Origin of the sequence: Rubrivirga marina (assembly GCF_002283365.1) — a bacterium.
Taxonomy (GTDB): Bacteria; Bacteroidota; Rhodothermia; order Rhodothermales; family Rubricoccaceae; genus Rubrivirga; species Rubrivirga marina.
Genome location: NZ_MQWD01000005.1, coordinates 37,677 through 59,232 on the forward strand (window position 1 = coordinate 37,677; position 21,556 = coordinate 59,232).

21 protein-coding genes are annotated in these 21,556 nt (G+C 72.0%); 7 read left to right on the top strand and 14 right to left on the bottom strand.

Annotated elements, in window-relative coordinates; genetic code table 11:
- Nucleotides 1-7: 7 nt before the first annotated feature.
- From BSZ37_RS20335 to BSZ37_RS20345, 3 genes are read right to left on the bottom strand one after another with little or no spacing between them, the layout of a single operon-like run.
- Nucleotides 8-784: a hypothetical protein gene (locus tag BSZ37_RS20335; protein ID WP_143537776.1), complete on the bottom strand. Its 777-nt coding sequence runs from the start codon at nucleotides 782-784 to the stop codon at nucleotides 8-10.
- Complete coding sequence (locus BSZ37_RS20340; RefSeq protein ID WP_095512517.1) at nucleotides 781-1,887, bottom strand: hypothetical protein; 1,107 nt, start codon at nucleotides 1,885-1,887, stop codon at nucleotides 781-783. Before BSZ37_RS20340 ends, BSZ37_RS20335 begins: the two co-directional genes overlap by 4 nt.
- Nucleotide 1,888: 1 nt before the next feature.
- Entirely contained in the window at nucleotides 1,889-4,225 is a 2,337-nt protein-coding gene (locus BSZ37_RS20345; RefSeq protein WP_095512518.1) for an ATP-binding protein, read from the bottom strand.
- A gap of 104 nt (nucleotides 4,226-4,329) precedes the next feature.
- On the opposite strand from BSZ37_RS20345, the gene BSZ37_RS20350 reads away from it, so the two are divergent.
- Nucleotides 4,330-5,487, top strand: coding sequence for an AAA family ATPase (locus BSZ37_RS20350; protein ID WP_095512519.1), 1,158 nt, complete (start codon nucleotides 4,330-4,332; stop codon nucleotides 5,485-5,487).
- 31 nt (nucleotides 5,488-5,518) lie between these two features.
- Here BSZ37_RS20350 and BSZ37_RS20355 read toward each other — a convergent pair whose 3' ends face one another.
- The 4 genes from BSZ37_RS20355 to BSZ37_RS20370 all read right to left on the bottom strand — a co-directional run bounded on the left by BSZ37_RS20355 (nucleotide 5,519) and on the right by BSZ37_RS20370 (nucleotide 8,106).
- Nucleotides 5,519-6,577 (bottom strand): tyrosine-type recombinase/integrase, encoded by a 1,059-nt coding sequence (locus BSZ37_RS20355; protein ID WP_095512520.1) that lies wholly within the window; start codon nucleotides 6,575-6,577, stop codon nucleotides 5,519-5,521.
- 225 nt (nucleotides 6,578-6,802) lie between these two features.
- On the bottom strand, nucleotides 6,803-7,210 hold the full coding sequence (locus BSZ37_RS20360) for a type II toxin-antitoxin system VapC family toxin (protein WP_095512521.1): 408 nt from the start codon (nucleotides 7,208-7,210) through the stop codon (nucleotides 6,803-6,805).
- On the bottom strand, nucleotides 7,207-7,491 hold the full coding sequence (locus tag BSZ37_RS20365) for a FitA-like ribbon-helix-helix domain-containing protein (protein ID WP_095512522.1): 285 nt from the start codon (nucleotides 7,489-7,491) through the stop codon (nucleotides 7,207-7,209). Before BSZ37_RS20365 ends, BSZ37_RS20360 begins: the two co-directional genes overlap by 4 nt.
- A gap of 246 nt (nucleotides 7,492-7,737) precedes the next feature.
- A complete protein-coding gene (locus BSZ37_RS20370) occupies nucleotides 7,738-8,106 on the bottom strand; it encodes an AbrB/MazE/SpoVT family DNA-binding domain-containing protein (RefSeq protein WP_143537778.1) in 369 nt (122 codons plus the stop codon).
- A gap of 258 nt (nucleotides 8,107-8,364) precedes the next feature.
- Between BSZ37_RS20370 and parS the strand changes: the two genes are divergently transcribed.
- From parS to BSZ37_RS20385, 3 genes are all read left to right on the top strand, one after another.
- Nucleotides 8,365-8,799 (top strand): type II RES/Xre toxin-antitoxin system antitoxin, encoded by a 435-nt coding sequence (gene parS / locus BSZ37_RS20375; RefSeq protein ID WP_095512524.1) that lies wholly within the window; start codon nucleotides 8,365-8,367, stop codon nucleotides 8,797-8,799.
- Complete coding sequence (locus BSZ37_RS20380) at nucleotides 8,796-9,266, top strand: RES family NAD+ phosphorylase (protein ID WP_095512525.1); 471 nt, start codon at nucleotides 8,796-8,798, stop codon at nucleotides 9,264-9,266. Before parS ends, BSZ37_RS20380 begins: the two co-directional genes overlap by 4 nt.
- Before the next feature lie 397 nt (nucleotides 9,267-9,663).
- Nucleotides 9,664-11,097 carry a replication initiator protein A gene (locus BSZ37_RS20385; protein WP_095512526.1) on the top strand — a complete coding sequence of 478 codons (1,434 nt, stop codon included), beginning with the start codon at nucleotides 9,664-9,666 and terminating at the stop codon, nucleotides 11,095-11,097.
- A 35-nt stretch (nucleotides 11,098-11,132) separates the two neighbouring features.
- Here BSZ37_RS20385 and BSZ37_RS20390 read toward each other — a convergent pair whose 3' ends face one another.
- The 3 genes from BSZ37_RS20390 to BSZ37_RS22820 form a co-directional block, all read right to left on the bottom strand.
- Nucleotides 11,133-11,522, bottom strand: coding sequence for a plasmid mobilization protein (locus tag BSZ37_RS20390; protein ID WP_095512527.1), 390 nt, complete (start codon nucleotides 11,520-11,522; stop codon nucleotides 11,133-11,135).
- A gap of 79 nt (nucleotides 11,523-11,601) precedes the next feature.
- Nucleotides 11,602-12,924, bottom strand: a complete 1,323-nt coding sequence (locus BSZ37_RS20395; protein ID WP_095512528.1) for a hypothetical protein — start codon at nucleotides 12,922-12,924, stop codon at nucleotides 11,602-11,604.
- A gap of 134 nt (nucleotides 12,925-13,058) precedes the next feature.
- A complete protein-coding gene (locus BSZ37_RS22820) occupies nucleotides 13,059-14,231 on the bottom strand; it encodes a peptidoglycan DD-metalloendopeptidase family protein (RefSeq protein ID WP_095512529.1) in 1,173 nt (390 codons plus the stop codon).
- A 602-nt stretch (nucleotides 14,232-14,833) separates the two neighbouring features.
- Between BSZ37_RS22820 and BSZ37_RS22900 the strand changes: the two genes are divergently transcribed.
- From BSZ37_RS22900 to BSZ37_RS20415, 3 genes are all read left to right on the top strand, one after another.
- Entirely contained in the window at nucleotides 14,834-15,328 is a 495-nt protein-coding gene (locus BSZ37_RS22900) for a plasmid mobilization protein (RefSeq protein ID WP_095512530.1), read from the top strand.
- A 148-nt stretch (nucleotides 15,329-15,476) separates the two neighbouring features.
- Nucleotides 15,477-17,471 carry a relaxase/mobilization nuclease domain-containing protein gene (locus tag BSZ37_RS20410; RefSeq protein ID WP_179299802.1) on the top strand — a complete coding sequence of 665 codons (1,995 nt, stop codon included), beginning with the start codon at nucleotides 15,477-15,479 and terminating at the stop codon, nucleotides 17,469-17,471.
- A 239-nt stretch (nucleotides 17,472-17,710) separates the two neighbouring features.
- The gene (locus tag BSZ37_RS20415) at nucleotides 17,711-18,562 is read left to right on the top strand and encodes an alpha/beta fold hydrolase (protein WP_095512532.1); all 852 of its coding nucleotides are present in this window, start codon (nucleotides 17,711-17,713) and stop codon (nucleotides 18,560-18,562) included.
- Nucleotides 18,563-18,570: 8 nt separating this feature from the next.
- On the opposite strand, the gene BSZ37_RS22240 is transcribed toward BSZ37_RS20415, so the two are convergent.
- From BSZ37_RS22240 to BSZ37_RS20435, 4 genes are all read right to left on the bottom strand, one after another.
- The gene (locus tag BSZ37_RS22240; RefSeq protein WP_095512533.1) at nucleotides 18,571-18,789 is read right to left on the bottom strand and encodes a hypothetical protein; all 219 of its coding nucleotides are present in this window, start codon (nucleotides 18,787-18,789) and stop codon (nucleotides 18,571-18,573) included.
- 267 nt (nucleotides 18,790-19,056) lie between these two features.
- Nucleotides 19,057-19,374 (bottom strand): GrpB family protein, encoded by a 318-nt coding sequence (locus tag BSZ37_RS22825; RefSeq protein ID WP_095512534.1) that lies wholly within the window; start codon nucleotides 19,372-19,374, stop codon nucleotides 19,057-19,059.
- A 6-nt stretch (nucleotides 19,375-19,380) separates the two neighbouring features.
- The gene (locus BSZ37_RS20430) at nucleotides 19,381-20,745 is read right to left on the bottom strand and encodes a sensor histidine kinase (RefSeq protein ID WP_095512535.1); all 1,365 of its coding nucleotides are present in this window, start codon (nucleotides 20,743-20,745) and stop codon (nucleotides 19,381-19,383) included.
- Complete coding sequence (locus BSZ37_RS20435) at nucleotides 20,738-21,511, bottom strand: response regulator transcription factor (protein ID WP_095512536.1); 774 nt, start codon at nucleotides 21,509-21,511, stop codon at nucleotides 20,738-20,740. Before BSZ37_RS20435 ends, BSZ37_RS20430 begins: the two co-directional genes overlap by 8 nt.
- Nucleotides 21,512-21,556 lie beyond the last annotated feature (45 nt).

Below are 21,556 nucleotides of genomic sequence, written 5' to 3' on the forward strand. Positions count from 1 at the left end.
CAACGGCTCACTCATCACGTTCTCGCTCCGTGAGGGCCGGGTTGTCCCAGTAGTGGAGCACGCACTCATCCCGCTGGATGGCTTGGAGTGATCGCTCGAGGTACGACCTCAACGCTCCGCCCTCGCTCCTCTTCACGGCCGCCGTCCACTGCGAGTCGCCGACGAGCTTCTGATGGAGGTCCGGGTAGAAGTTGGACGCGACGATGTCGCACGCCAGCACGAGGTCGATGGGAGGCGCAGGTAGGCGGGGGATGGAGATCACCCGTGTGAGCCACGGGAACTCGTCATCGCGGGGCTCCCCCCCGAACTGAAGGTGGAACCGCGGGCCAGGTTGTGAACGCGGCGTGGGGCCGTCCTCGACGTTGGCCCGGTCGTAGTGGCAGCGGTGGATGACCCGGCCCCCGTAGCGAGCCGTCTCGATGGCGTCGAGGAGAACAGGATCACCTTCGCATGGACTCGCTTCCAGAGCGGCCCTCTCGTGTGGGTGAAGGAACGGTTCGTCGATGTCGGTCCACACCCTGATCTTCAGGTCCTGCTGGGATGGAAGCGGGTCGTCGCCCTCCCACCGGACATCGCAGTACAAGTCAACCCACACGTCTCGGGCGAGTTCGCCGTAAGGAACGGGCGCGAACGCGAGGGGCGCCTCGGGGTAGATGACGAACGCGCGCGACGAATACGTCTTCGCCTCCGCCTCCGCGATGACCGCGAGGGCGCCATCGCGAAGGACGCTCCCCATCGACCGGCGTACCTCTTGGAGTCCCTTCCGGATCTGTGACGGGCTCATGCTTGCGTCCCGGAGTCAGCGATGGGATCGGGCAGCGCCGAGACCTGCTCCAGCATGTCCTGACCCGACGAGTCGAGCAACTCCTCGTCGAACGAGTCGTCGGCGTAGATGGCGCGGTACGAGACGCGGGCGGGGTCCATCACGCTCGGACGGGCGTCCGGGTAGTACCGGAGGCTATGGCTGAGCTTCACGGGCTCGTGGAGGACGTAGCACACGGCCTCGGCGCCCTCCGTCCCATCCCACACGCAGACGGGCGCAGGGAGGGGGGCGTCGTCCTCCCCCAATGCAATGCGGAGATTGGTTCGGACGGGTCCGCGGAGCTCTGCTTCTACGACGAGTTTCGTGGCGATAGACAGGAGGCGCCCCCGCCACCACCGCCCCTCGTAGGGCGCGAATAGCCCCGCGTATCGCGCGCCTGCAAACACTTTCTGAACACGCTCGCTCTCGAACGCTTCCCTGGTGATGCCGAGCGAGACCGCAGCGTGGAGCGGCCCGAGAAGCGGCCCGGGGTAGGCGAGGAGCGTGTGACGAATCCATCTCGCGGCGGGGAACGGCCGCCACTGGGCGGTCCCGACGGGGGGCGATGCCTCCCGGACGGCGTCGATCTCTTCGTCGGTCGCAGCGAGAGCCCACTGGAGAGCCGCGTTCCGAGACCCCCCGGTCCGATCTCGAAGCGAGGCGTATCCCTCAGCAAGTTCGGCGAGTGTATGGACGACTCTCTCCAGGTCTCGGTTGAACCGCGCCTTCAGAATTAGGTCGTCCACCACGTGGACGTCGTCGAACCCCTCGGCCGGACGCCCGTACTTCGCCTCGTTCAGGACCGTCCGGCGCGATACGAGTACTACGGGGTAGTCGGGGGCCTCCGAACGGATGTGGGCCGCCAACCCGCTCCCGAGGTAGCCCCGTTTGTCTGACAGATCCTGATCGATGAGGTAGAGGTCGGCTCGGTGCTCCACCATGAACGCGCGGAGCTCGTCGAGGGCTGGCGGATCAATCACACGGCACGAGATCGTGCCACTGCTGCTCAACCTCTCGGCGTACCGCGCGGGCTCTCTCTCTTGGTCGTCGATGTAAACGACGTCGACTGGGGACGTTTCGGACATGCTAGGCGAGGGGCAAAGAGACCTGGAGCACCGTCGCCCATGGGACGGCGCACGGAGGGAGCGACGCGACATCCCGTGGGTCCACGAACGATGCACGCCCCCCGTACTCGGACAGGAGGTCGGCTACGACCATGAGTCCGAGCCCGGTCCCCGCGCCTAGGACCGGGTCCGGCTCGCTCGTTGAAACGAACGGCTCGAACACCCGCTCCCAGTCCGCCTCTGGGATGCCTGGCCCGGTGTCGAAAACGTAGAGTCTGAACTCTCCGTCAGAGGCCTCAGCCGAGACGCCGAAGTGCCTCCGTGAGGGGTCGACGTCCCTCAGTGCCTTGAGGGAGTTTGTATATGCGTTGAGGAGGATGGCTCCGAGCTCGGCCTCGTACAGGGGTGGGGTCCGGAGGCCGCCGGGGACCGCGTTCGTGAACTCGACGGACAGCCTCTGACGGTAGGCTGAGAACCCGTCCGCCAGATTGCCAACGAACGGGCGGAGCGTGACGCGCCGTCGTCGGTCTTTCGAATTTCGGCCGAGCAAGAACCCGAGGAGGCCAACCTGCTTCTCTACCAGCTCCTTCCACCCCTCAACGCGACCGACGATAGGCTCGAACGCGACCCGTACGTCTTCGCCGCCGGCTTCGACTGCCTCCCGGACGTCGGTCGCGATGCTGTCAGCCCCCTCCGTGACGCCCTCGAGCTGGTGCGTCACCACGCTCACCGCCGTTCCCGTCGATGCCAGCACCCGGAGCATGGCTCGCTCGCTAATCCGGTCCCTAAGCTCGGACTCTGCCGAGTCTCGGACGTCACGGATCTGCGCTCCTAGCGCATCGACTGCCTCCTTGATCTGGGGGAGCTGCTCGATGACCGTCGAGGGGTCGTCGCCGATCTGGTCCTTCAGCTTCCGGAGAAGACCCTCGGCGTCCTCGGCCTTCACCGCCGCACTCTCGCGCCGATCCTGGCGGCGGGCCTCCCGCTCAGGGAGGGTCACGCGGGAGTACTGGACGGTCATCCAGTAGATCCCCAGCGACACGAACCCCCGGAGCTCCTCGAACGCATCGTTTTCAGTCAGCCGTTCGCGGCTCACGTTGACCTCGATGGCGGGCTGGTCGAACCGCGAGATCTCGACGGCCCCGAACAACTGGTTGTTGCCCGGGACGAGGAGTTCGGGGCGCTCGGATGCGGGGAGACCGGCGGCCTCCTTCATCCCCATGTTCCTCCTCAGGAGCTGGGGGGTCCGGCTCGCCCGCATCTCGTTCAGGCGGAGCCAGTCGTCTTGGGGGTCTCCGTACGGGAAGACCCGGAAGTCGTCGAGGTAGATCCGCACGCCCCCGACCGACCGACCGATCCGACGGGCGTCGTTCGAGCCGAAGTTGAACTCGCCGAACAGGTCCCCTTTGTACACGAAGTAGAAGATGACGAACTCGGCCTTGGGGATGCTGGAGAACGTCCCAGGGTCGGTCTCGTGCGTCAGGTCCTCGCCCGTCTCGCGGATCTTGATCCGGTACCGGGCGCTCCCGTCGGCCTCCACGACGCCTGCCAGCGTGGCCCATGCCGCCGTGAGGAAGTAGTCGGTGACCTCGCCCTCGTAGTCTGGGAACTCCGGGGCCTCCAGTTTGACTTTGAAGCCGAGCGACTCGGGCGGGCTTCCCCCCTGGTCGGGCTCGGCTGACCCGTCAGGGTCTTGCTTCGGTTCTGGTCGCACGTCGCCGACGAGCTTGGACCCCGCGAATGGGTTGACCAAGGCGACAAGGTCCTTGCGGAGCGCGGCCATGTCGTCCTCCGTCCACCGATCCCGGGTGTCCTCGACGTACACGACGGTCCCGGTCGGGTAGTCGTTCGGGACCGGGCGGCGGGAGTAGTCGACGTCGATCGTGTCGAGCGACAGCCCGTGCTTGAACCGTCCGGCCCAGTCGAACTCGACGGTCACCTCCTCCCGGTCCCCCTCCGGCCGCTCGGCGACGGACACTAGCGTGAGCTTGTGCCCGAGCCTCCGGGTCGCGAACCGGCCCACCCCCTTCTCCCCTGTCCTGGGGCGCTTCGCGATGGGGGAGTAAGGCTCTCTGCGCTTCGCGTCGGTCGCCACCCGCATCCAGTGGTCCCGCACCTGCTCGAACGTCATCCCCGTTCCATTGTCTTGGACGATGATTGACCCGTTCGGCTTCGTCACGCCCTCGAGGAGGACTGAGACCTCCGTGGCGTCGGCGTCGTAGGCGTTCTTGATAAGCTCCGAGAGCGCGACGGAGCGACGGGCGACGAGCTGCTCGCCCAGTTGGAACAAGAGCCCGGCGTCTACCCCGAATCGAAGGGACCCCTCGGTCGTCTCGGATGTATCGGTGGAGTCGGGCATCGAGGGCGGTGCCAGAGCCAGTGGCCGCGGGCGTAGAAGGACGGGAGGCACACAGAGGAACGCTGCTTTCGTAATATAGCGCAGCGCACAACCTCGCAGCAGTCTTGACCAACCCCTTCGAGTTCGGCCGAGAGCTCTCCGCCAGCGAGTTGGTCGACCGCGCCGACGAGGTCGACACCGTCCTCCAGACGATGGAAGACGGGGGGCGCCTCTTCCTCATCGGCCCGCGCCGTTTCGGCAAGACCTCCATCCTCCGTGCGGCGGCCGAGCGCGCCCGCGCGGGCGGTGCCGTCGTCCTCCGCCACAACGCCGAGGCTTACCCGACACTCTCACTCCTCTCCCGCGCCCTCGTCGCCGACGCGGCCACCCACCTCACGGGATCGATCAAGAAGGCGGGGCAGAAGATCCAGGAGGCCTTCGGTGTCCTCCGCCCCCAACTCTCGTACAACCCGCTCGACCAGTCATTCTCCGTCTCGCTCGGGGCTGCCGCGAGCACTGACGAGGAGGTCCTCCTCGTCGAGGCGCTCGACGGGCTCGACAAGCTCGCTGGTGCCTCGGGTAAGCGTGTGGCCGTCGTCATCGACGAGTTTCAGCAGGTCGTCGAGCGGGGGGGCGTGGAGGCCGAGGGCCAAGTCCGCGCGGCCGTCCAGAGCCACGACCACCTCGCCTACGTGTTCGCCGGTTCCAAGACGGCCCTCCTGTCCGAGATGACGGGCGACCCCGCTCGCCCGTTTTACCGGCTCGGCTCCCGCCTCTTCGTCGGACCCATCCCACGAGACGACTTCCGCCCGTTCCTCCAAGCCGGCTTCGAGGGGGCCCCCAGGTCACTCGGCGACGACGCTGTTGAGGCCATCCTCGACCTCGCCGAGGACGTGCCATACAACGTGCAACGGCTGGCCCACGAGTGCTGGGCAACCGTTCGGAGTGAGGGAGCGGACGGCCCCCTCACGGAAGCCGACGTACGCGATGTGCTCGACCGGCTCGTCCGCCGCGACGACCCGTTCTACACCCAGACCTGGAACCGACTCACAGCCGCCCAACAGAAGTCGCTCCTCGCCGTCGTCGCCACAGACGGAACCGGGCTGTACTCCCGCCCGATCCTCCGCCAGTACGGCCTGCCCTTGAGCACGATGCGGACGGCTCTCGACGCGCTCGTCCGCATCGGCGTTGCCCGCGAGGAGGAGGCGAGGGGGAGCGTCAGACATCGCCTTGAGGACCCGTTCTTCGCTGCCTGGTTATCGCAGTACGTGGTGAGACCTTAGGACCCTCGCTGTGGGCGTGTAGCGCGGCATCTTATCCGTCGTAGGGGACGTCGAGCCTGGAGGCCGCCTGCTCCTTCGCGCGCTCCCCGCGCCGGTCGTACCCGGCCGTCGTCGTCGGGCTGGCGTGCCCCGCGAGCTGCTGGGCGACGGCGAGGTCGGCCCCCTCGTCGAGGAGGTCGCCGACGTACGTCCGGCGGAGGTCGTGGGGGCTGAACGCCTCTACACCGGCCTCTGCCGCCCGCGTCTTGAGCACGTGGTACACTGCCTGGCCGGTCAGCGTGTCGGCGTCGGCCACCAGCGCCCCGCCCCGCCTGGCCCGGACGAAGAGGGGAGTCTCCTTATATAGAGGCGAGAGGAGGGAGGCCTCGCCGTCCCGGCCGACGAGCCCCCCGGTCCGCACCTCCAGGTAGTCGCGGAGCGCGTGGAAGGCCCCCGGCGGGATCGGCACGACGCGCTCCTTGTTGCCCTTGCCGCGCACGACGACCCGCCGCTGCACGAGGTCGAGGTCCCCGACGGCGAGCGATGCCAGCTCGTCGCGGCGGAGCCCGCACCCGTACCCGAGCGCGACGAGCGCCGCGTCCCGCTGGCCCTTCTCGGTGACGACGGGCGCGACGCCCTTCCGAGGTGAGACCGGGGTCAGGCACGCCTCGATGAGCGCGCGGAGCTCGCCTCTTGCGAGGGACCGGCCTGTGGCCGCCGCCGCCGAGGACCCCTTGACGGCGCGGACGGCCGCCGCCCGGTGGTAATGCTCGGTCTCCATGAGCCCAAGCTCCCACGCCTCTCGCAGCACGCCCCGGAGCGCGGAGAGCGTCTTGTTGACGGTCGTGTACTTGAACCGCTCAGCGAGCACGGCCCGGACAGCCTTGGCGTGCTCGGCTCGGAACGACCACCACGGGAACGCCTCCGGATCCGGCGCCGGATCCGCGTCGGGCACGCAAATGGCGGCCACCGTCGCGAGCGCCCCGCGCATCGTCCGGCGGCTGCCGGGCGCGAGCCGGGCGAAGTAGACCGTCGCCGGGTTGGGGCCCGGCCGTTGGTGGCCTACCTCGACGACGGCGAGGGCTGGGACAGAAAGGGCCGACTCGTTCATTCCGTTATTGCAATTTCACTTCGTCCACTACCCGATCCAAGCGAGTAGCCGGAGGTCGTCGTCGTGGAACATACGACTTCTGAGAACTGTGATTCTCATAAGTCAAAATTATCCGCCCCGCCCCCTCCGCTCGGCCCGCCCGCGTCGGGGAGACGGCCCGACCGGTTGGCGCTCCCGTCGGGGTGAATCGGGGGTATGGGAAATCTGCAATAATGGCTACTCCCGTCAGCCCCCCGCAGCGAAGTCCTCCAGCAGCACGGCCGTCGTCGGGAAGAGCCGGGCCACCGTCCGGTCGCCCGTCACCAACCGGGCGCCCTCGGCCTCGGCCAGCGCGACGTACTCGCAGTCGTACGCCGAGTGCCCGGTCCGTTCGACGAGTCGGAGCACGTCGGCCGTCCCGGTCGCCCGCTCGCGCCCGCGGAGGTCGGCCTCGGCCTTCTCGGCGAACCACAGCGCCTGGCCCAGCGAGACGTAGCCGCCGACGAGGTACTGGCGGAGCACGCTCCGGAACTCGGACCGCCAGAGCGGCGGGACCACCCAGTCCCCGTCGCGCTTGCGGGCTTGGCGAGCCACCGACGTCCGCCCCCCCCGGATCCAGAACGCCGAGACGACGTCGGTGTCGACGACGATCACGACGGGTCCCCTGGGGGCGCCGCCCCCCCCGGGTGGGGCTCCCTGGCCGTCTCGTACTTCCGACCCGCCCGCTTCCCCTCGGCCGCGAGGTCCGGGAGCGGACCGGTGAACCAGGAGTCGGCCTCGGCCAGCAGGGCCTCGACGTCTTGGGGCGGGGCGAGCGCGGCCTCCTCGAGGAGCGTGACGACCTCGCCGTTGAGGCTCCGGCGGTTCCGCTCGGCGCGGGCCTTGAGCCGGCGGACGACGGCGTCGGGGACGTTCCGGACAGTGATCGTAGGCATGGCCGTGGGGGCAGGACGCATTCAGAACGATGGCAACGTACACTCGGTATGCCACCAAGACAACCGATGAGGGGACCCACGCGCCTCCTCCACGCTGGTGGCCCCGTCGATGAGCGCGAGGTCGGACGACCGGAGTCGGACCGTCGGCGGGCCTATGACCAGGCCCGCCGAGCGATCCGACGGCGAGGCCTAGCCGGCGAACAGCACGTCGGCGTCGACCGTCACGCGGAGGAGAGGCCTCCGGTCTCAGCCCTCGGCGTCGGGCGTCGCCAGCCCGTCGACGAGGGTGTCCCCGTACCGCTCGCGCGTGGCCCGCTCGCGCTCGGCGCGCAGGCTCTCCAATAGGTCCTCGGTCGAGAGTCCGGCCTCGACACGGAGCCGCTCGATCTCGGCCGCGAGCTCGGGGACGACCGACGCCCGGGGGCTCAGGACGAACACGCCGTCGAGGTCGACGATGTCGAGGACGTCGCCCGTGCCGAGCCCGTACCGCTCGCGGAGCGGTTTCGGGAGCGTGATGACCCCGCGGTCGCGGACCTGGACGGCCGCGCCCCGCACGCCGGGGGCTCGACGAGCGGGGCGTTTCTTCGCGGCGGCGCGGTCTCGGATCGTAGACAAGGGGCGCTGAGCAGAATTTCTGCACGGCCAGAATACGACGCCACGAACGGTGCCGAGCCGCCGCCATGCGCGAGCGTCTACGGAGTGGCTGACGGAGGCGCGCTTGCCGACCGCGGGCCTGAGCCCGTGAGACCGCCCCTTCCGTCGCGTCCTCCCTGTACGTCCCAGCGAGCCTCGCCCCCACGCCGGTCCTCGCAACCCGACACGGTCCCCGTCAGTATCTTGCCATCTGGCCGTTCACATAAGCCACCTGTCCCCATGAGCACGACCCCGCTCGGTTGGTCCCTCGGCCTCCGCGCCGCCACCTCCGCCGACGCCATCGCCCGCGTCGAGCGGGGGTTCCCACCGACGGCCGCCGACCGCCTCGCCGACCGCCTCGCACTCTCCCCCGCCGAGCTCGCCCGGGCCGCCGGGGCCTCGCCCCGCACGCTCGCCCGCCGCCGCCAGGCCGGGCGGCTGGCCCCCGAGGAGTCCGACCGGCTCTACCGCCTCGCCCGGCTCTTCGAGAAAGCGGTCGAGACCTTCGACGCCGACGGCGAGCGCGAGGCGGCCGAGGACGACGCCCGGCGTTGGTTCCACCTCCCCCAGTGGGCGCTCGGCGGCTCGACGCCCCTCGCCTACGCCCACACGGAGCCCGGCGCCCGTGAGGTCGAGGCCCTCCTCCACCGGATCGACCACGGGGTCCTCGCGTGAGCGACCCACTGGTCGCCTGGCGCGTCGTCCACGCCCGGTACGCCGCCACCGCTTTCGACGGCGAGGGCGCCCAGCGCGTCGGCGGGCGGTTCAACTCGCCCGGCACCCGCGTCGTCTACTCGGCTGACACCCTCGCGCTCGCCGTCCTCGAGGTCACTGTTCACCTCCCCTCCTACCGCGCGCTCTTCGGGCGCATCGCCTTTCGGGTCGAGGTCCCCGACGACCTCGTAGAATCGGCCCCCGAGCCCGACCTCCCAGGCGACTGGCGCTCCACCCCGCCCTCGCGGTCGACGCAGTCGTTCGGGGACACGTGGGTCCACGACGCCCGCACGCCCGCGCTCCTCCTCCCCTCCGTCCTCCTCCCCCACCACACCAACCTCATCCTCAACCCGGCCCACCCCGCGTTCCCCGAGATCGCCATCGGCGCGCCCGAGCCCGTCCCCATCGCCCCCCGGCTCGTCAAGTAGCTCAGGCCGTATCGTAATCCTGGGAAACGAGGTTTACGCCCGGTTCACGCGCTCGGCCCGACCTGGAAGGGGGTGTCGTAATCCTGGGAAACGACCTCGCCCTCTCTCCCAGGTCGGACTTATCCACACCCTCGTAATCCTGGGCAACCGGGCTCGTAAGGCTGGGCAACCCGACTCGTAATCCTGGGAAAGGGGTGTCGTAAGGCTGGGCAACCGGCATCGTAATCCTGGGAAACGAGTGTCGTAAGGCTGGGAAAAAGGTCGTAATCCTGGGAAAATGGCGCCCCAATGTGGATATCCATAGCGCGTTGCGCCCCAACGGTCTAGCCCGCCTCCCGGCCCCTCCAGAACTTGTAGCTACTCTGTCTTTTGTTCTTGTTTTAAAGAGTGCCCCCCCATGGCCCGACGTTCCGCCGACCCGACCCCCGAGACGAAGCCCGACGACCAGCTCACGTTGTTCGACGTGATCGACCAGGACCTCGCCCGTGGTCCCGTCGAGGGCTACGACGACATGAACCTCGTCGACCTCGTCCTGGGCATCCCCCGCACCCGGGCGCTCAAGAGCGGGGAGGGGATCCGGACGCCCTGGGAGAAGGGCGAGCGCCAGTTCGACATCGAGATCACCGAGACCAGCTACCGCGCCGAGTGGGAGGGCGTCGTGACCGAGAAGGGGAAGACCGTCCGCAAGCGGTTCTACCGGTCCGTCGTCTGTGCCAACGGGATCCCTGAGCACCACGTCAACGACGTCATGGTCGCCCTCCTCTCGCTCTCCGAGGACACCGGGTTCTCCGACCGGATCCTGCGGACGACCCGGTACGAGCTCCTCACGCTCATGGGGTGGCCCACGACCAAACACTATTACGACCGGCTCGAGCACGTCATCGACCAGCTCCAGACGATGACGATCGAGACGAACGCGCTCTGGAACCCGGAGACCCAGACCCACTGGAAGTTCGCGTTCAACGTCCTCGACTCCCACGCGATGGACCCGTCCGAGGACAACCCCGTCGGCGAGACGTACGTGGCCTGGGCCCCGACCATGTTCCAGCTCATCTCGCTCACCTACGGGAAGACGCTCTCGACCCAGTTCTACTACGCGCTCCCGAACGACACCGTCAAGCTGGCCTACCGCTGGCTCGACAAGCGCTTCCTCCAGGGGTCGACCGTCGAGATGGACGTGGTCGAGTTCGCCAACCGCATCCTCAACTACCGGATCGGGTCCGAGCACCCCTCCCAGATCATCTCCAAGCTCGGTCCCCACTTCGACACGCTCGCCGACCGCGGCTACTGCACCTGGGAGGTCCGACCCTCGAAGACGGCCTCCGGCAAGAAGTTCGTCTTCACGAGGACGCTCCGGTTTCAGTGCGTGCTCTACCCGTCCCGCCAGGCCATCGTCTCCGCCCTCGTGGGGCTGGGCGTCGAGCCGGCCGAGGCCGAGACGCTCGTCCGCGAGTACGGTTGGAACCTCGTCGTCCGCCAGCTCGAGCACTACCACTGGGCCGTCGCGGGGGGCAAAGAGATCAAGAGCCCCCGCTCGTGGATCAAGTCGGCCATCCGCTACCGCTCCGGCGAGGGCTACCGGCTCCCCCCGGCTCTGGAGGCCGAGATCGCCGAGGCGTACCGCGAGACCGAGCGGTGGTGCACCGAGATCTACCGCTCGCTCCCCGACGACGAGCAGGCCGAGATCAACGGGACCGTCCACGCCGCCCTCCCCCCCACCGTCCGCGTCGCCCTCGCCGAAGACGACGCCGAGGCCCGCCGCACCTTTGTCCGCGAGCGGAACCGGCTCCTCCTCGACCGGCTCAACCGGCGCGCCGAGCCCGACTCGTAATCCTGGGAAACGGACGGCGGCCCCGTCCGCTGGGATCAACCTCCGGCCCCACCCTCGGGGAAGACGGTGAGGGCGACCTCCTCGAACGCCGCCCGCAACCGGCCCACGCGCTCGGCCGATACCGGCCCACGCTCCGCCTCCGCCTCGAGCTCTCTGACCAGCTCGTACGCCCGCCGCCACGCGGCCACGTCGGGTCCCGGCCCGAGCACGCGGGACCGGAGGTAGGCCGAGGTCGTCATCCCCACCTCGGCCGCGGCCCGGTCGATCCGGTCGCATTCGGACGGCGAGAGCCGGAAGCTCCGGGTCGTCGTCCTCCGCGTCTCGGCAGGCCCGTCGGTGAGCCATGACGGTGGGCCGTCGGCGGAATCACTCCCGCCGGTGTCGTCGGCGATGGCGTCTGGGTCGGTCTCTCTCGTAGCGGTCATCCGGGCGGGGGGACGTCGGAATCGTGGGGGGCGGTTCAAAGATAGACGGCGCCCCCGTCCGTTCCGGGGAGGACCCGTCTCAATCGTGGAGCGTCCGGCGGACGAGGTGCGCGGCTAGGCGCTCCGACTGCCCGCCGAAGTACAGCCGCGCGCGCTCGGGCTGGCGGTCGTCCGTAGCGAGGTGCACCTCGACGAACGCGGCAGGAGGACTCGTCGCCAACGACACGTCGGCGGGCACCCCCTGGCAGTTCGGCCGGTCGTTGTGGGCCTCCGGTCGTTGGGCGACGAGGAACCCCTCTCGCCCGTCGACGACGGCGGGCTCGGCCACGTAGCGTCCGACGACGACCTGGTCCCCGCTCTTCGCCATGTACCGGCCGTCGGAGCGGAACCCGATGGACGCCTCGTGGCACTCTCCGAACCCCGAGCCCACGTCCGCGAGATCCCACACGCCGAGGAGCGGGAGGTCCTCTGCCGTCAAGGCGTGCTCCTCGGAGGTGGACCGTGGAACCGCCGACTCTCCTCGGGTGCAACCGGCAGCGAAGACCGAGAGACCGACGAGGACCGCGAACGCCCCACGCCGGAGCCAGTCGGCCATGACGTCGCGGCGCGCGGCCGTGAGCGCGCCGAGCGCGGCCGGCCCGAGCGTCGGCTCGGCGTCCGCGGTGACGGCCCGCTCGACCTCGGCCGCGCCGGGGTGCGAGGACGCCCGGAGGTGCTGCACGGCCTCGGCGTCGAGCCGGACCCTCTCGGCGTCCGTGAGCCCCGCTACGTGCTCGTCGAGCCTCCGGTCCTCCTCGGCCTCCAGCCGCGCGGCCCGGTCGAGGACGAGCGCCGGGGGCGGGAACAGAGCGCGGGCCGTCTCCTTCGCCCGGGCCGACGCCTCTTGCCGGACGGCCGCCCGCTTCTTCCGGGCCGCCTCGGCGCTCCCGCCCCAGTCGCCCTGGATCGCCCGGTAGGTGTACGCCCCGAGCGCCTCGATCTCCCGGCCGCGCGCGAGCTCGCCCTCGACGTAGGCCAGGTTCCGCTCGACGTGCTCGGCGGGGAGCTCGAGCGCGCGCTCGACCTGGCGCCCGGTCAGCCCGAACTCGGTGAGCCGCTGCCTCAGCGCCGGGGTCCCCCCTCTCGCGTCGTCCTCGTCCGGTGAGAGCTGGCGGCGTAGGGCGGGGGACAGGACGCACCGGCACACGGACCCCTCCACCTGGACCTCCGCGAGCAGCGGCGCGATCGTCCGGCGGGTCGGGGACGTCCACTCGGCGACGCGCCCGGCGAGCGAGCGGAGGACGGAGGCCGCCCCCTGCGTGTCGCCCGCGGCCAGCCCGGCCGCTCCGGCGAGGTCGGCGACGGGGACCGAGACCGATCCCGAACCACCGTCTCTCGCGAGGCGGAGGAGGGCTTCGAGCACGCCCCGCTCGCCATCCGTGAGCGGGATCGGGGACCGGGTGGCCGAGGTCGCGACGTGGGGGGGGCCGTCCCGAGGTGCGGGCTGATCGGACGTCGCGCGGGTAGAGCGCTCGGTTCGAGCGCGTGCGGTGGGGTTCATCGATCCGGGAGGAGAGCCGTCCGGGAGACGGTGGTGGGAGCGCCGCCCTCCGCCCGGGCGCGGGCCGCCAGCGCTCGGGCTGTGCTCATGAGCGCGCGGCGCTGGCGGACGGTCTCGGCCCCCCACGACCGGACGCGGTCGTAGAGGACGGCCGGGTCGACGGCCCGCGCGCTGGAGGCCGCCCGACCGGGCGTCCGCTCGCGGACCTCGTAGTGGACGTGGGGACCCGTCGAGAGCCCGGCGCCAGGCCCCACCCCGCCGCTCAGCCCGACGACGTCGCCCCGCCGGACGGGCGCGCCCTCGGCGACGGTGGCGGCGTCGAGGTGGGCGTAGAGGGTGGTCGTCTCGAGCCCGGACCGGTCCCGGTGCTCCAGCTCGACCGTGAGCCCGTAGCCCGGCCGCCGACCGACGGAGAGCACCCGGCCATCGGCCGTCGCCCGGACGGGCGTGCGGAGGGGGACGGCGAAGTCGGTCCCCCAGTGGTTCCGGACCCGGCGCGTGACGGGGTGTGGCCGGGGACCGAACGGCGAGCTGACGGGACCTGCGACGGGTGCGCCGACCGGGAGGCCCGGGGGGACGGCGGGCCGCCGCCGGAGGGTCGCCGCACGCCGGTGGAGCCCGGCGACTAGGGCGGAGTCCGGCACCGGCGTGGACGTGGGCCGCACCACGCCGGGGGTGAGTTCCGCGCCCGCGGACCGGGAGGCCTCGGCGTACGACCACAGAGCGCTCAGCGCCGACGCCGACGCGCCGCCCACGCCAGCCCTTTCGCCGGACGTGACGACCGGCCCTGCGAGCGCCCCCACGCACGCGCCGACGGTCACGACGGAGAGGGCCGCGCGGGTGGACCACGCGGCGAGCGCTGATCCCCTCCGGCGACGGCCCGTCGCCGTACGTGGACCTTCCCTCTCGCGATCAGCGGCGCCGCCCCCGTCGTGCGTCGCCACTCCTCCACTGACGACCTCGGCGAGCGCGCGGACGAGGACGACGGGGGCCGGTCGGAACACCCCGTTGTGGACGGCAGCGGCCCGGACGAACTGGCCGACGGCGGTGCGGAACCTAGGGGACGGACGGGGGCGCTCGGACACGGCCGGGTGAGGACTGCGATCCCGACCGCGGTCCGGGCCGGGGGCTCTCCCTGGTAGGTGTCGGAAGCCGTCCGATCCCGCCACCCGACCCCGCCGGGCAGACGCCCAAACGAGACGGCGGGCATATGTGCGAGAGACCCACGATCACAGAAGGAGAGGGTCCACGGGGGACGGGTGAGGCACGGCTCCGTGACCCGCGCCCTCTCCATCGTGACAGACCGCGAGGTCCAGCGTGGGCGGCTCCCTTCCCCCACCGGCGGGAGGCGACCCCCGTCCGCTCGGACCACCCCGCCCCGCCCACGGAGTCGCGCCTGACGATGTGGCTCCGTCGGCGAGGGAGACCGACAGACACCTCGACCTCGGTGCCCGAGCGTCTTCCCTCCTGCGATGTCAAATCCGCGCCTGCTGTGTCGGGGAGTTCGGGGCACCGGGGTCGAGCTGCGAAGCGACGGTCACGCCGGGGGTCGAGTGCTCACTCAGGCCTCGGAGTGGGGTCGCGTCGGTGCTCTACCGCGTCCCGGCGCTCCCCGGCCTCCGCCGGTTCGGTGGGGCTCCCGTGAGGCTCTGAATGGTCCTCGCTGCTCTCTGCCGTCGGTCGGCCCTCGGCAGAGCAATCGGGGGTTGATCGACGATGGGGCCGTCGTCTATGTTGGGGGTCCTGACTTTGGTGAAGCGATTTTCGGCAAGTGAGGTTTTCTTCCATAAAGAACTCGCCCGACTCCGGCGCCCTGCCTGGGGGTGCCCAGCGGTCGGAGAGCCAGCCCGGTCCCGCCACCCGGCAGGCTCCGGCCGTCTCTGGCGGAGCACTGGCGAAGGTACGCCGCCAGCGGACCGGGGGGCGTCCGCCGCGAAAACCGGAGGAGGGGCCGAAGGTCCAGGTCGGGTTCCAGGTCACCTCCGTCGAGCGCGACCAGATCAGGGAGGCCGCGTCCCAGGCCGGGCTCTCCGTCTCGGAGTTCCTGCGGCGCCGAGCGCTCGGTCGGCCCGTGGTCCCGCTCGCCGACGCGGCGGCCCGGAAAGCACTCCGTCGGATCGGCGTCAACCTCAATCAACTCGTCCGGCGGGCGAATGCGGGCGGCGCGACCGAGGCCAAGGCGCAGGCCGCGATCGCCGAGGTCCGTGCCGCCGTCGCCCGCGTCGGAAGGGCGGCGGGGGACGACGGTCTGGAGGGGACACCATGAGCGCACCAGCACCCCTCCTCTACCGCGAACCAGGCTGGAACTGGACGCGGGCTACCCGTCGCTCTCGGGGAGTGTCGATAATATGTGCACGCCTACTACGCCGCGCCGAGGTGGACGCGGGCGAATCCCGCTCAGCGGAGGGGCCGTCGTGATCGCTGCGTCGTCATCCGGCCAGAGCTTCGGGGCACTTGGGACCTACCTCGTCGGCGACGACGGGAGGGTGGGCTGGGCCGAGACGCGGAACATGATGGAGGGGATGGACGGGGGCCGGATCGACCCCGACGCGGTCGCGGCCGAGATGCGGGACGAGGCCGCCGCGAGCGGCGTGGCGAAGCCGGTCTACCACATCGCCATCGCATTCGACCCCGACGACCACCCGACCGAGGCCGAGGTCCGGGCGGCGGCCGACCGGACGCTCCGGGACCTCGGGCTGGAGGACCACCAGGCCCTCGTCGTCCGGCACACGGACCAGCCCCACGCCCACGTCCACCTCATGGTCAACCGCGTGGGGCCAGACGGGAAGGCGTGGTCGACGTGGCGCGACCGCTACCGGCTCCGGGCCTCGATGGAGGCCCAGGAGCGAGAGCTCGGCGTCCGGTGGACGGGTCGGAACCGGGAGCTCGAACAGGAGCTCCCGGACGGAGCCTCACCTGGGGCGGCCGGCTCGAAGGGCTTCGCCGTGGAGGTCCGGGCCACGTCGCTCGGCGACCTCCGGGAGTCGGAGTCGTGGGCCGATCTCAACGCCCGCCTCGCCGCGAGTGGACTCCGCGTGGAGCGCCGGGGCCGGGACGCCGTCGTGACCGACGGGACGCGAGAGGCGAAGCTCTCGTCGGTCTCACGGACGGTGAGCCGAAAGCGGCTGGAGGACCGGCTCGGTCCGCTCCGTGAGTCGGCGGGACGGACGGAGGGTGGTGGGCCACGCCACTCCGGAAATGCGGCGTCGGATCGGGACGCTGCCCGCCGCGCAGACAGCCCACGGTCGCCCCGCCGGGGGCGGCCCAGGACGCGCGGGGCAGCCCGGACGTCCCGACAGGTCCGGGCTCGGCGCCGCGCGCTCGGGCGCACGCCGTCGGCTGGGCACACCGGGGACCGGGCCTCGCTGGTAGCCCCGAGGACAAAAGCGGTCCTCGCCTCCCGCCTTGCTCGGGGCGGGCTCGCGGCGCTCGGGGCGAGCGGACAGCCGGACACGGACGTCGAGCGGCGGCTCCCCCGGCTTGCGGGCACCGCCGCGCGCCTCGCGGCCGGGGCCGCCACGTCACGCCGAGCGGTCGGCGGGCCACAGGGTCAAACGGAAGCGGAGCCCCGGCCGTCCCTCGCCGAGCGTACGCTCGCACAGCGGGCCTCCCACCGCGACGTCAGGCCGGGCGGGCGGGTCGACCGCCTCGCCGCGCTCGTCGCCGAGCGGGAGAGGGTCGGCCGCCTCGGAGCCCGGCGCGGGCACGCGGCAAACGCGCTCGCCAGGACCCGGGCGAGCGCCTCTCGCACAGCTCAGAAGGCGACGGCGCGGACCGCCCGAGCGAGCGAGGCGTTTTCGCAGGCGCTCGGACGGGTCTACGCCGACCCGACCGCAGCGGGTGAACGGTTCCTCGGGCTCGCCGCCCGCGAGGGACCCGACGCGGCGGCCCAGAAGATGGCCGAGCGGCCGGAGGCGTTCGGCGCGCTCCGAAAGGCGGAGACGAAACGCGCGCTCGGCCTGCTCCGACGCGAGACGACGGACCCCGCGCGGTCGGGGGCCTCGGAGGCCGCCCGTACGGGAGCGGGCTACATCCGCGCGAACCAGGCCCGCGTGGAGGCGGCAGGGGCGTCGCGGACGTTGAGTGCGGGTGCGGGGCGCCACGCGAGCGATCCCGTCGCACGCGCGCTGGCGGTCCGGCTCCGGCGGATGGAGCGGGCGCTCGCGGGGCCGGACGGCACGCCGCTGGGGGATCGTCGGCTGCGTGACCTCGACGCCCGGATCAGCCGGGCGGCCGGGCGGATCGGTCGCGTCCCGGAGGGGCTCCGCGCCGCTCACGGTGCTCCTCGCAGTACCGTCCGTGGGACACGGCGCGCTACCCGTGCGCTCGCCGCTCGGGTGGGCACGGTCGGCGTCCGCGTCGTCGCTGGGGTCGTCCGTGCGACAGGACGTGGGCTCGGTCGAGAGTGACTACAGCGTTCGGCTATCGGGGGATTGCAGGGCGCTGTTTCCCAGACGGGTTCCCGAACAACAGAGGCCCTGCCAGCGCCGGATCACTTCGTTCACCTGGCGCGCCGGGGAAAGCGCCGTTTTCCGGAGACGCCGGCCGAGGCGTGGGGCACGCTCACGCCCTCCCGGAACGGTCCGCACGGCCTCTGCGTGAAAGCTTGTTGCCACAACTTCTAGCTCAGGTCCTGCTCGACACCCCCATGAACATGAACCACGTCCGTAAGGGGACCGGCCCCCCGCTCCTCCTCGTCCACGGGCTCGGCGGCACGTGGCGCTCCTGGGAGACGGTCCTCGACGCCCTCGCCGCCGAGCGCGACGTGATCGCCCCGGACCTCCCCGGCTTCGGCGAGACGCCGCCGCTCGACGGCGAGGTCTCCATCGCCGCGCTCGCCGACGCCCTCGAGGGGTTCCTGGACGGGCACGGCCTCCGGGGCGTCGACGCCGTCGGCACGTCGATGGGCGCCCGGCTCGTGCTGGAGCTGGCGCGGCGGCGGGCCGTCGGCGCGGCCGTCGCGCTCGACCCGGGCGGGTTCTGGAACGGCCCCGAGCGGGTCGTCTTCGGGGCCTCGGTCGCCCTCTCGGTCCGGCTCTTGCGCGTGCTCGACCCCGTGCTCCCGCGCGTCCTCGCGAGCCCGGCCGGCCGCACGGCCCTGCTCCTCCAGTTCTCGGCCCGCCCTTGGGCGCTGGACCCGGGGGTCGCCCTCCACGAGCTCCGGGGCTACGTCGCCGCGCCCTCGTTCGACGCGGCCCTCCGCGCGCTCGTCACGGGGCCGACGCAGGAGGGGATGCCGGCCGACGAGCAGCGCGGGCCGGTCCTCATCGTGTGGGGCCGTCAGGACCGGGTGTGCTTCCCCTCGCAGGCCGAGCGGGCGACGGCGCGGTTCCCCGGCGCGCGGCTCGAGTGGCTCGACCGGTGCGGGCACTTCCCCCAGTGGGACCGCCCGGAGGAGGCGGTCCGCCTCATCCTGGCCGCTACCGGAGACGCCGCGACCGGAACGAGCGAGGCGCGGGGCGTTCAGAGCCCGGCCGCAGGCCCTGACTCTGCGGCCTGACGCCCCCCTCACCCCGCCCGGTCCTGGACCCGCATGGCCGCCCCTACGACGCCGCCGTACACGAGGTGCCCGATGAACCCCCGGGCGTGCGTCTGCCACGGGAACGCGAGCGGCCCGGGCGAGAACGCGAGCAGCGGGCTCAGCCCCTCGTCGACCACCAGCGAGGACCCGGCCCCGTAGACGACCCCCCGGCGGAGGCCGCTCCCGGGGACGCGGTCGCGGAGCACGGCGTAGAGGACGCCCCCTCCTATCCCCAACGCGGGGTCCGACAATCAATGGAACGGTACTGTACGATAGGCGGGGCATAAGGCGACGTTAGGCCAGCGTGGGCGTCCGCGTTATCGCAGGGTCCTGGCGCCCGACGTGGTCTAGACCACGCGACCACCGTTCACCCGTATTGGGGGACCTTCGGGATACGTGCTCGATGTCACGTTAGCGGACCTGTCCCGGGGGGGGGCCACCGGGAGCCGGCCGGAAGCGGCTTCTACGCGCTCTCAGGGCCGACCGCTCGCCGTCCCGGAAGGCGGACCTTCTGAGACAGACGGTACCGAGGGCGCCCGTTCGGGACTCTGAAAACAGCCACGCCGCTCAGTATGGGCGATTCGAGAGCGCTGTGATGACATTTTACACGTATCCCGACGCTGGCCCAAGACGTCGACGACGGGCTTGGCCGCGAGTCCGGGGACGGCCGTGCTCCCGACGTGGTGGACGGCGACGGCGGCCGGGCCGAGCGCCGAGCGGAGCTCGGCGGCCGTCGCTCCGAACCGGACGGGCCACTGGGGGTCGTAGGGGAGGACCTGGACGGCTCGCACGTGGGGTCAGCGGCTCGGGCGGCGTGAGGGGACCGGCAGCCGGACGGCGAACGCGCTCCCCGTGCCCGGCCCCGCGCTGGCGGCCGTGACCCGCCCCCCGTTCCGCTCGGCCAGCTGCTGCGCGACGGCGAGCCCCAGCCCGTGCCCGCGCTCGGCCTGGACGCCCGGTGCGTCCGACCGAAAGAACCGCTCGAAGAGCCGGTCGCCCTCGGCCGCGTCGAACCCGACGCCCGTGTCGGCGACGGCGACGACGACCTCACCCTCCCCCCCGCGGACCGTGACCGTCACGTGTCCGCCCGACGGCGTGTACTTGACGGCGTTGTCGAGGAGGTTCTCCAGGATCACCTCGGCGTCGCCCGGGGCCGCCCACGCGGCGGTGCCCGGCGCGGCGTCGACGACGAGCGCGACGCCTTTCGCCTCGGCCGCGGGCCGCACCCGGCGGGCGACGGCCTCCGCCAGCGCGCCGAGGTCGACGGCCTCGGGCTCGCCCCCGGCGTCGTCGGTCTCGGCCCGGGAAAGCGCGAGGAGCCCCGTCACGAGCCCCGACATCCGCTCGACGTGGCGGCCGACCCGGCCGAGCGCCTCGCGGTAGGCGACGGGGTCGCGCTCGCGGCGCAAAGCGACCTCGACCTCACTCTGGGCCGCCGTCACGGGGCTCAGGAGCTCGTGGGCCGCGTCGGCGCGGAACCGGCGCTCACGCTCGAACGCCGCGTCGAGCCGGGCGAGCATCCCGTTGAACGCCTCCGCCAGGTCGCCGAGCTCGTCGCGCGGCCCCGGGCCGGTCGGGAGCCGCGCGCCCCGCTCGGACGGGCCGATCCGCCCGGCCGCTTCGGTCAGCGCCGCGACGGGCCGGAGCGCCCGCCGGGCGAGCGCGTACCCACTGGCGGCGGCGACGGCCACGCCGAGCGCGACCCCGAGGGCGAGGAGCCACCCGAGCCGGTGCGTCTCGCGGTGGAGCCCGGACTCGACCCCGGCCACGGCGACGGTGCCGCCGCCGGGGACCGGGGCGTAGCGCGTCCGCACGTCGTCGGGGCCGTGCGTGTGCGGCTCGGCCGCCCCGTCGTCGGGGGCGTGGACCTCGACGTCGGGGAGGCGGCCGTTCGCGGCGACGACGGAGCCGGACGGGGCGATGAGGCGGACGCCATAGGGGGAGACCTCGGCGGCCCGCCTGAACGCGGCGGCGGGGTCGGCCGCCCCGCCCACGGCCTCGGCTACGCGCCGGGCCTCGCGGTCGAGGTCGGCGTCGAAGTCGCGGTGGAGCGTGAGGTGGAACCCCGTGTAGAGGAACGCGACGACGAGCCCGAGCAGGAGCGTCAGGCTCAGCCCGTACCACAGCGCGAGCCGGGTCGAGATGGGGAGCCGCTTAGGCACCGTCGTTTGGCCGCCCGGCCTCGACCCGGTACCCCACGCCGCGGACCGTCTCCAGCCGGACTCCCGAGGCCGCCGCCGCGAGCCGCTGGCGGAGCCCCGACGCCGTGACGTCGATGGCGTTGTCGGTCACGTCGAACGCCGAGCCCCACACGCGCTCGGCGATCCGGGTCCGCGAGACGGTCTCGCCGGGGTGGCGCATGAGGAGCTCCAGCAGGCGGAGCTCCTTGTCGCGGAGGCCGAGGTCGACCGGGCCACCGTCGGCCTCCGCCTCGGCCACGCGACGGGCGGCGTCGAGGTGGACCTTTCCGAGGCGGAGGTGGACGGCCTGGTGCCCCGGCGGGACCGCCCCGCCCGGACCCCCGGCTGCGGAGCCCTCGGCCGCGCGGCGGAGGAGCGCCCGGAGCCGGGCGAGCAGCTCCTCGAAGGCGAACGGCTTGGGGAGGTAGTCGTCGGCCCCGGCGTCGAGGCCCGCGACCCGGTGCTCGACGTCGCCGAGCGCGGTGAGGAGCAGGACCGGGGCCGTCCGCCCGGCCGCCCGGAACTGCTCGACGAGCGTCCGGCCGTCGAGCCGGGGGAGCCGCCAGTCGACGACGAGCGCGTCGTGGTCGCCCGCGAGCGCCTCGGCCAGCCCGCGCGCGCCGTCGGCCTCGACGGACACCGCGTACCCCTCCTCCTCGAGCCCGCGGCGGACGGGTCCGGCGATGTCGGCGTCGTCCTCGACGAGGAGGAGCCGGGCGGCGGAGGGCGAAACAGGGGCGAAGGCCACGGGCGAACGGGCGTGAACCTGTGAGATCCAACAGACGGGCGACAG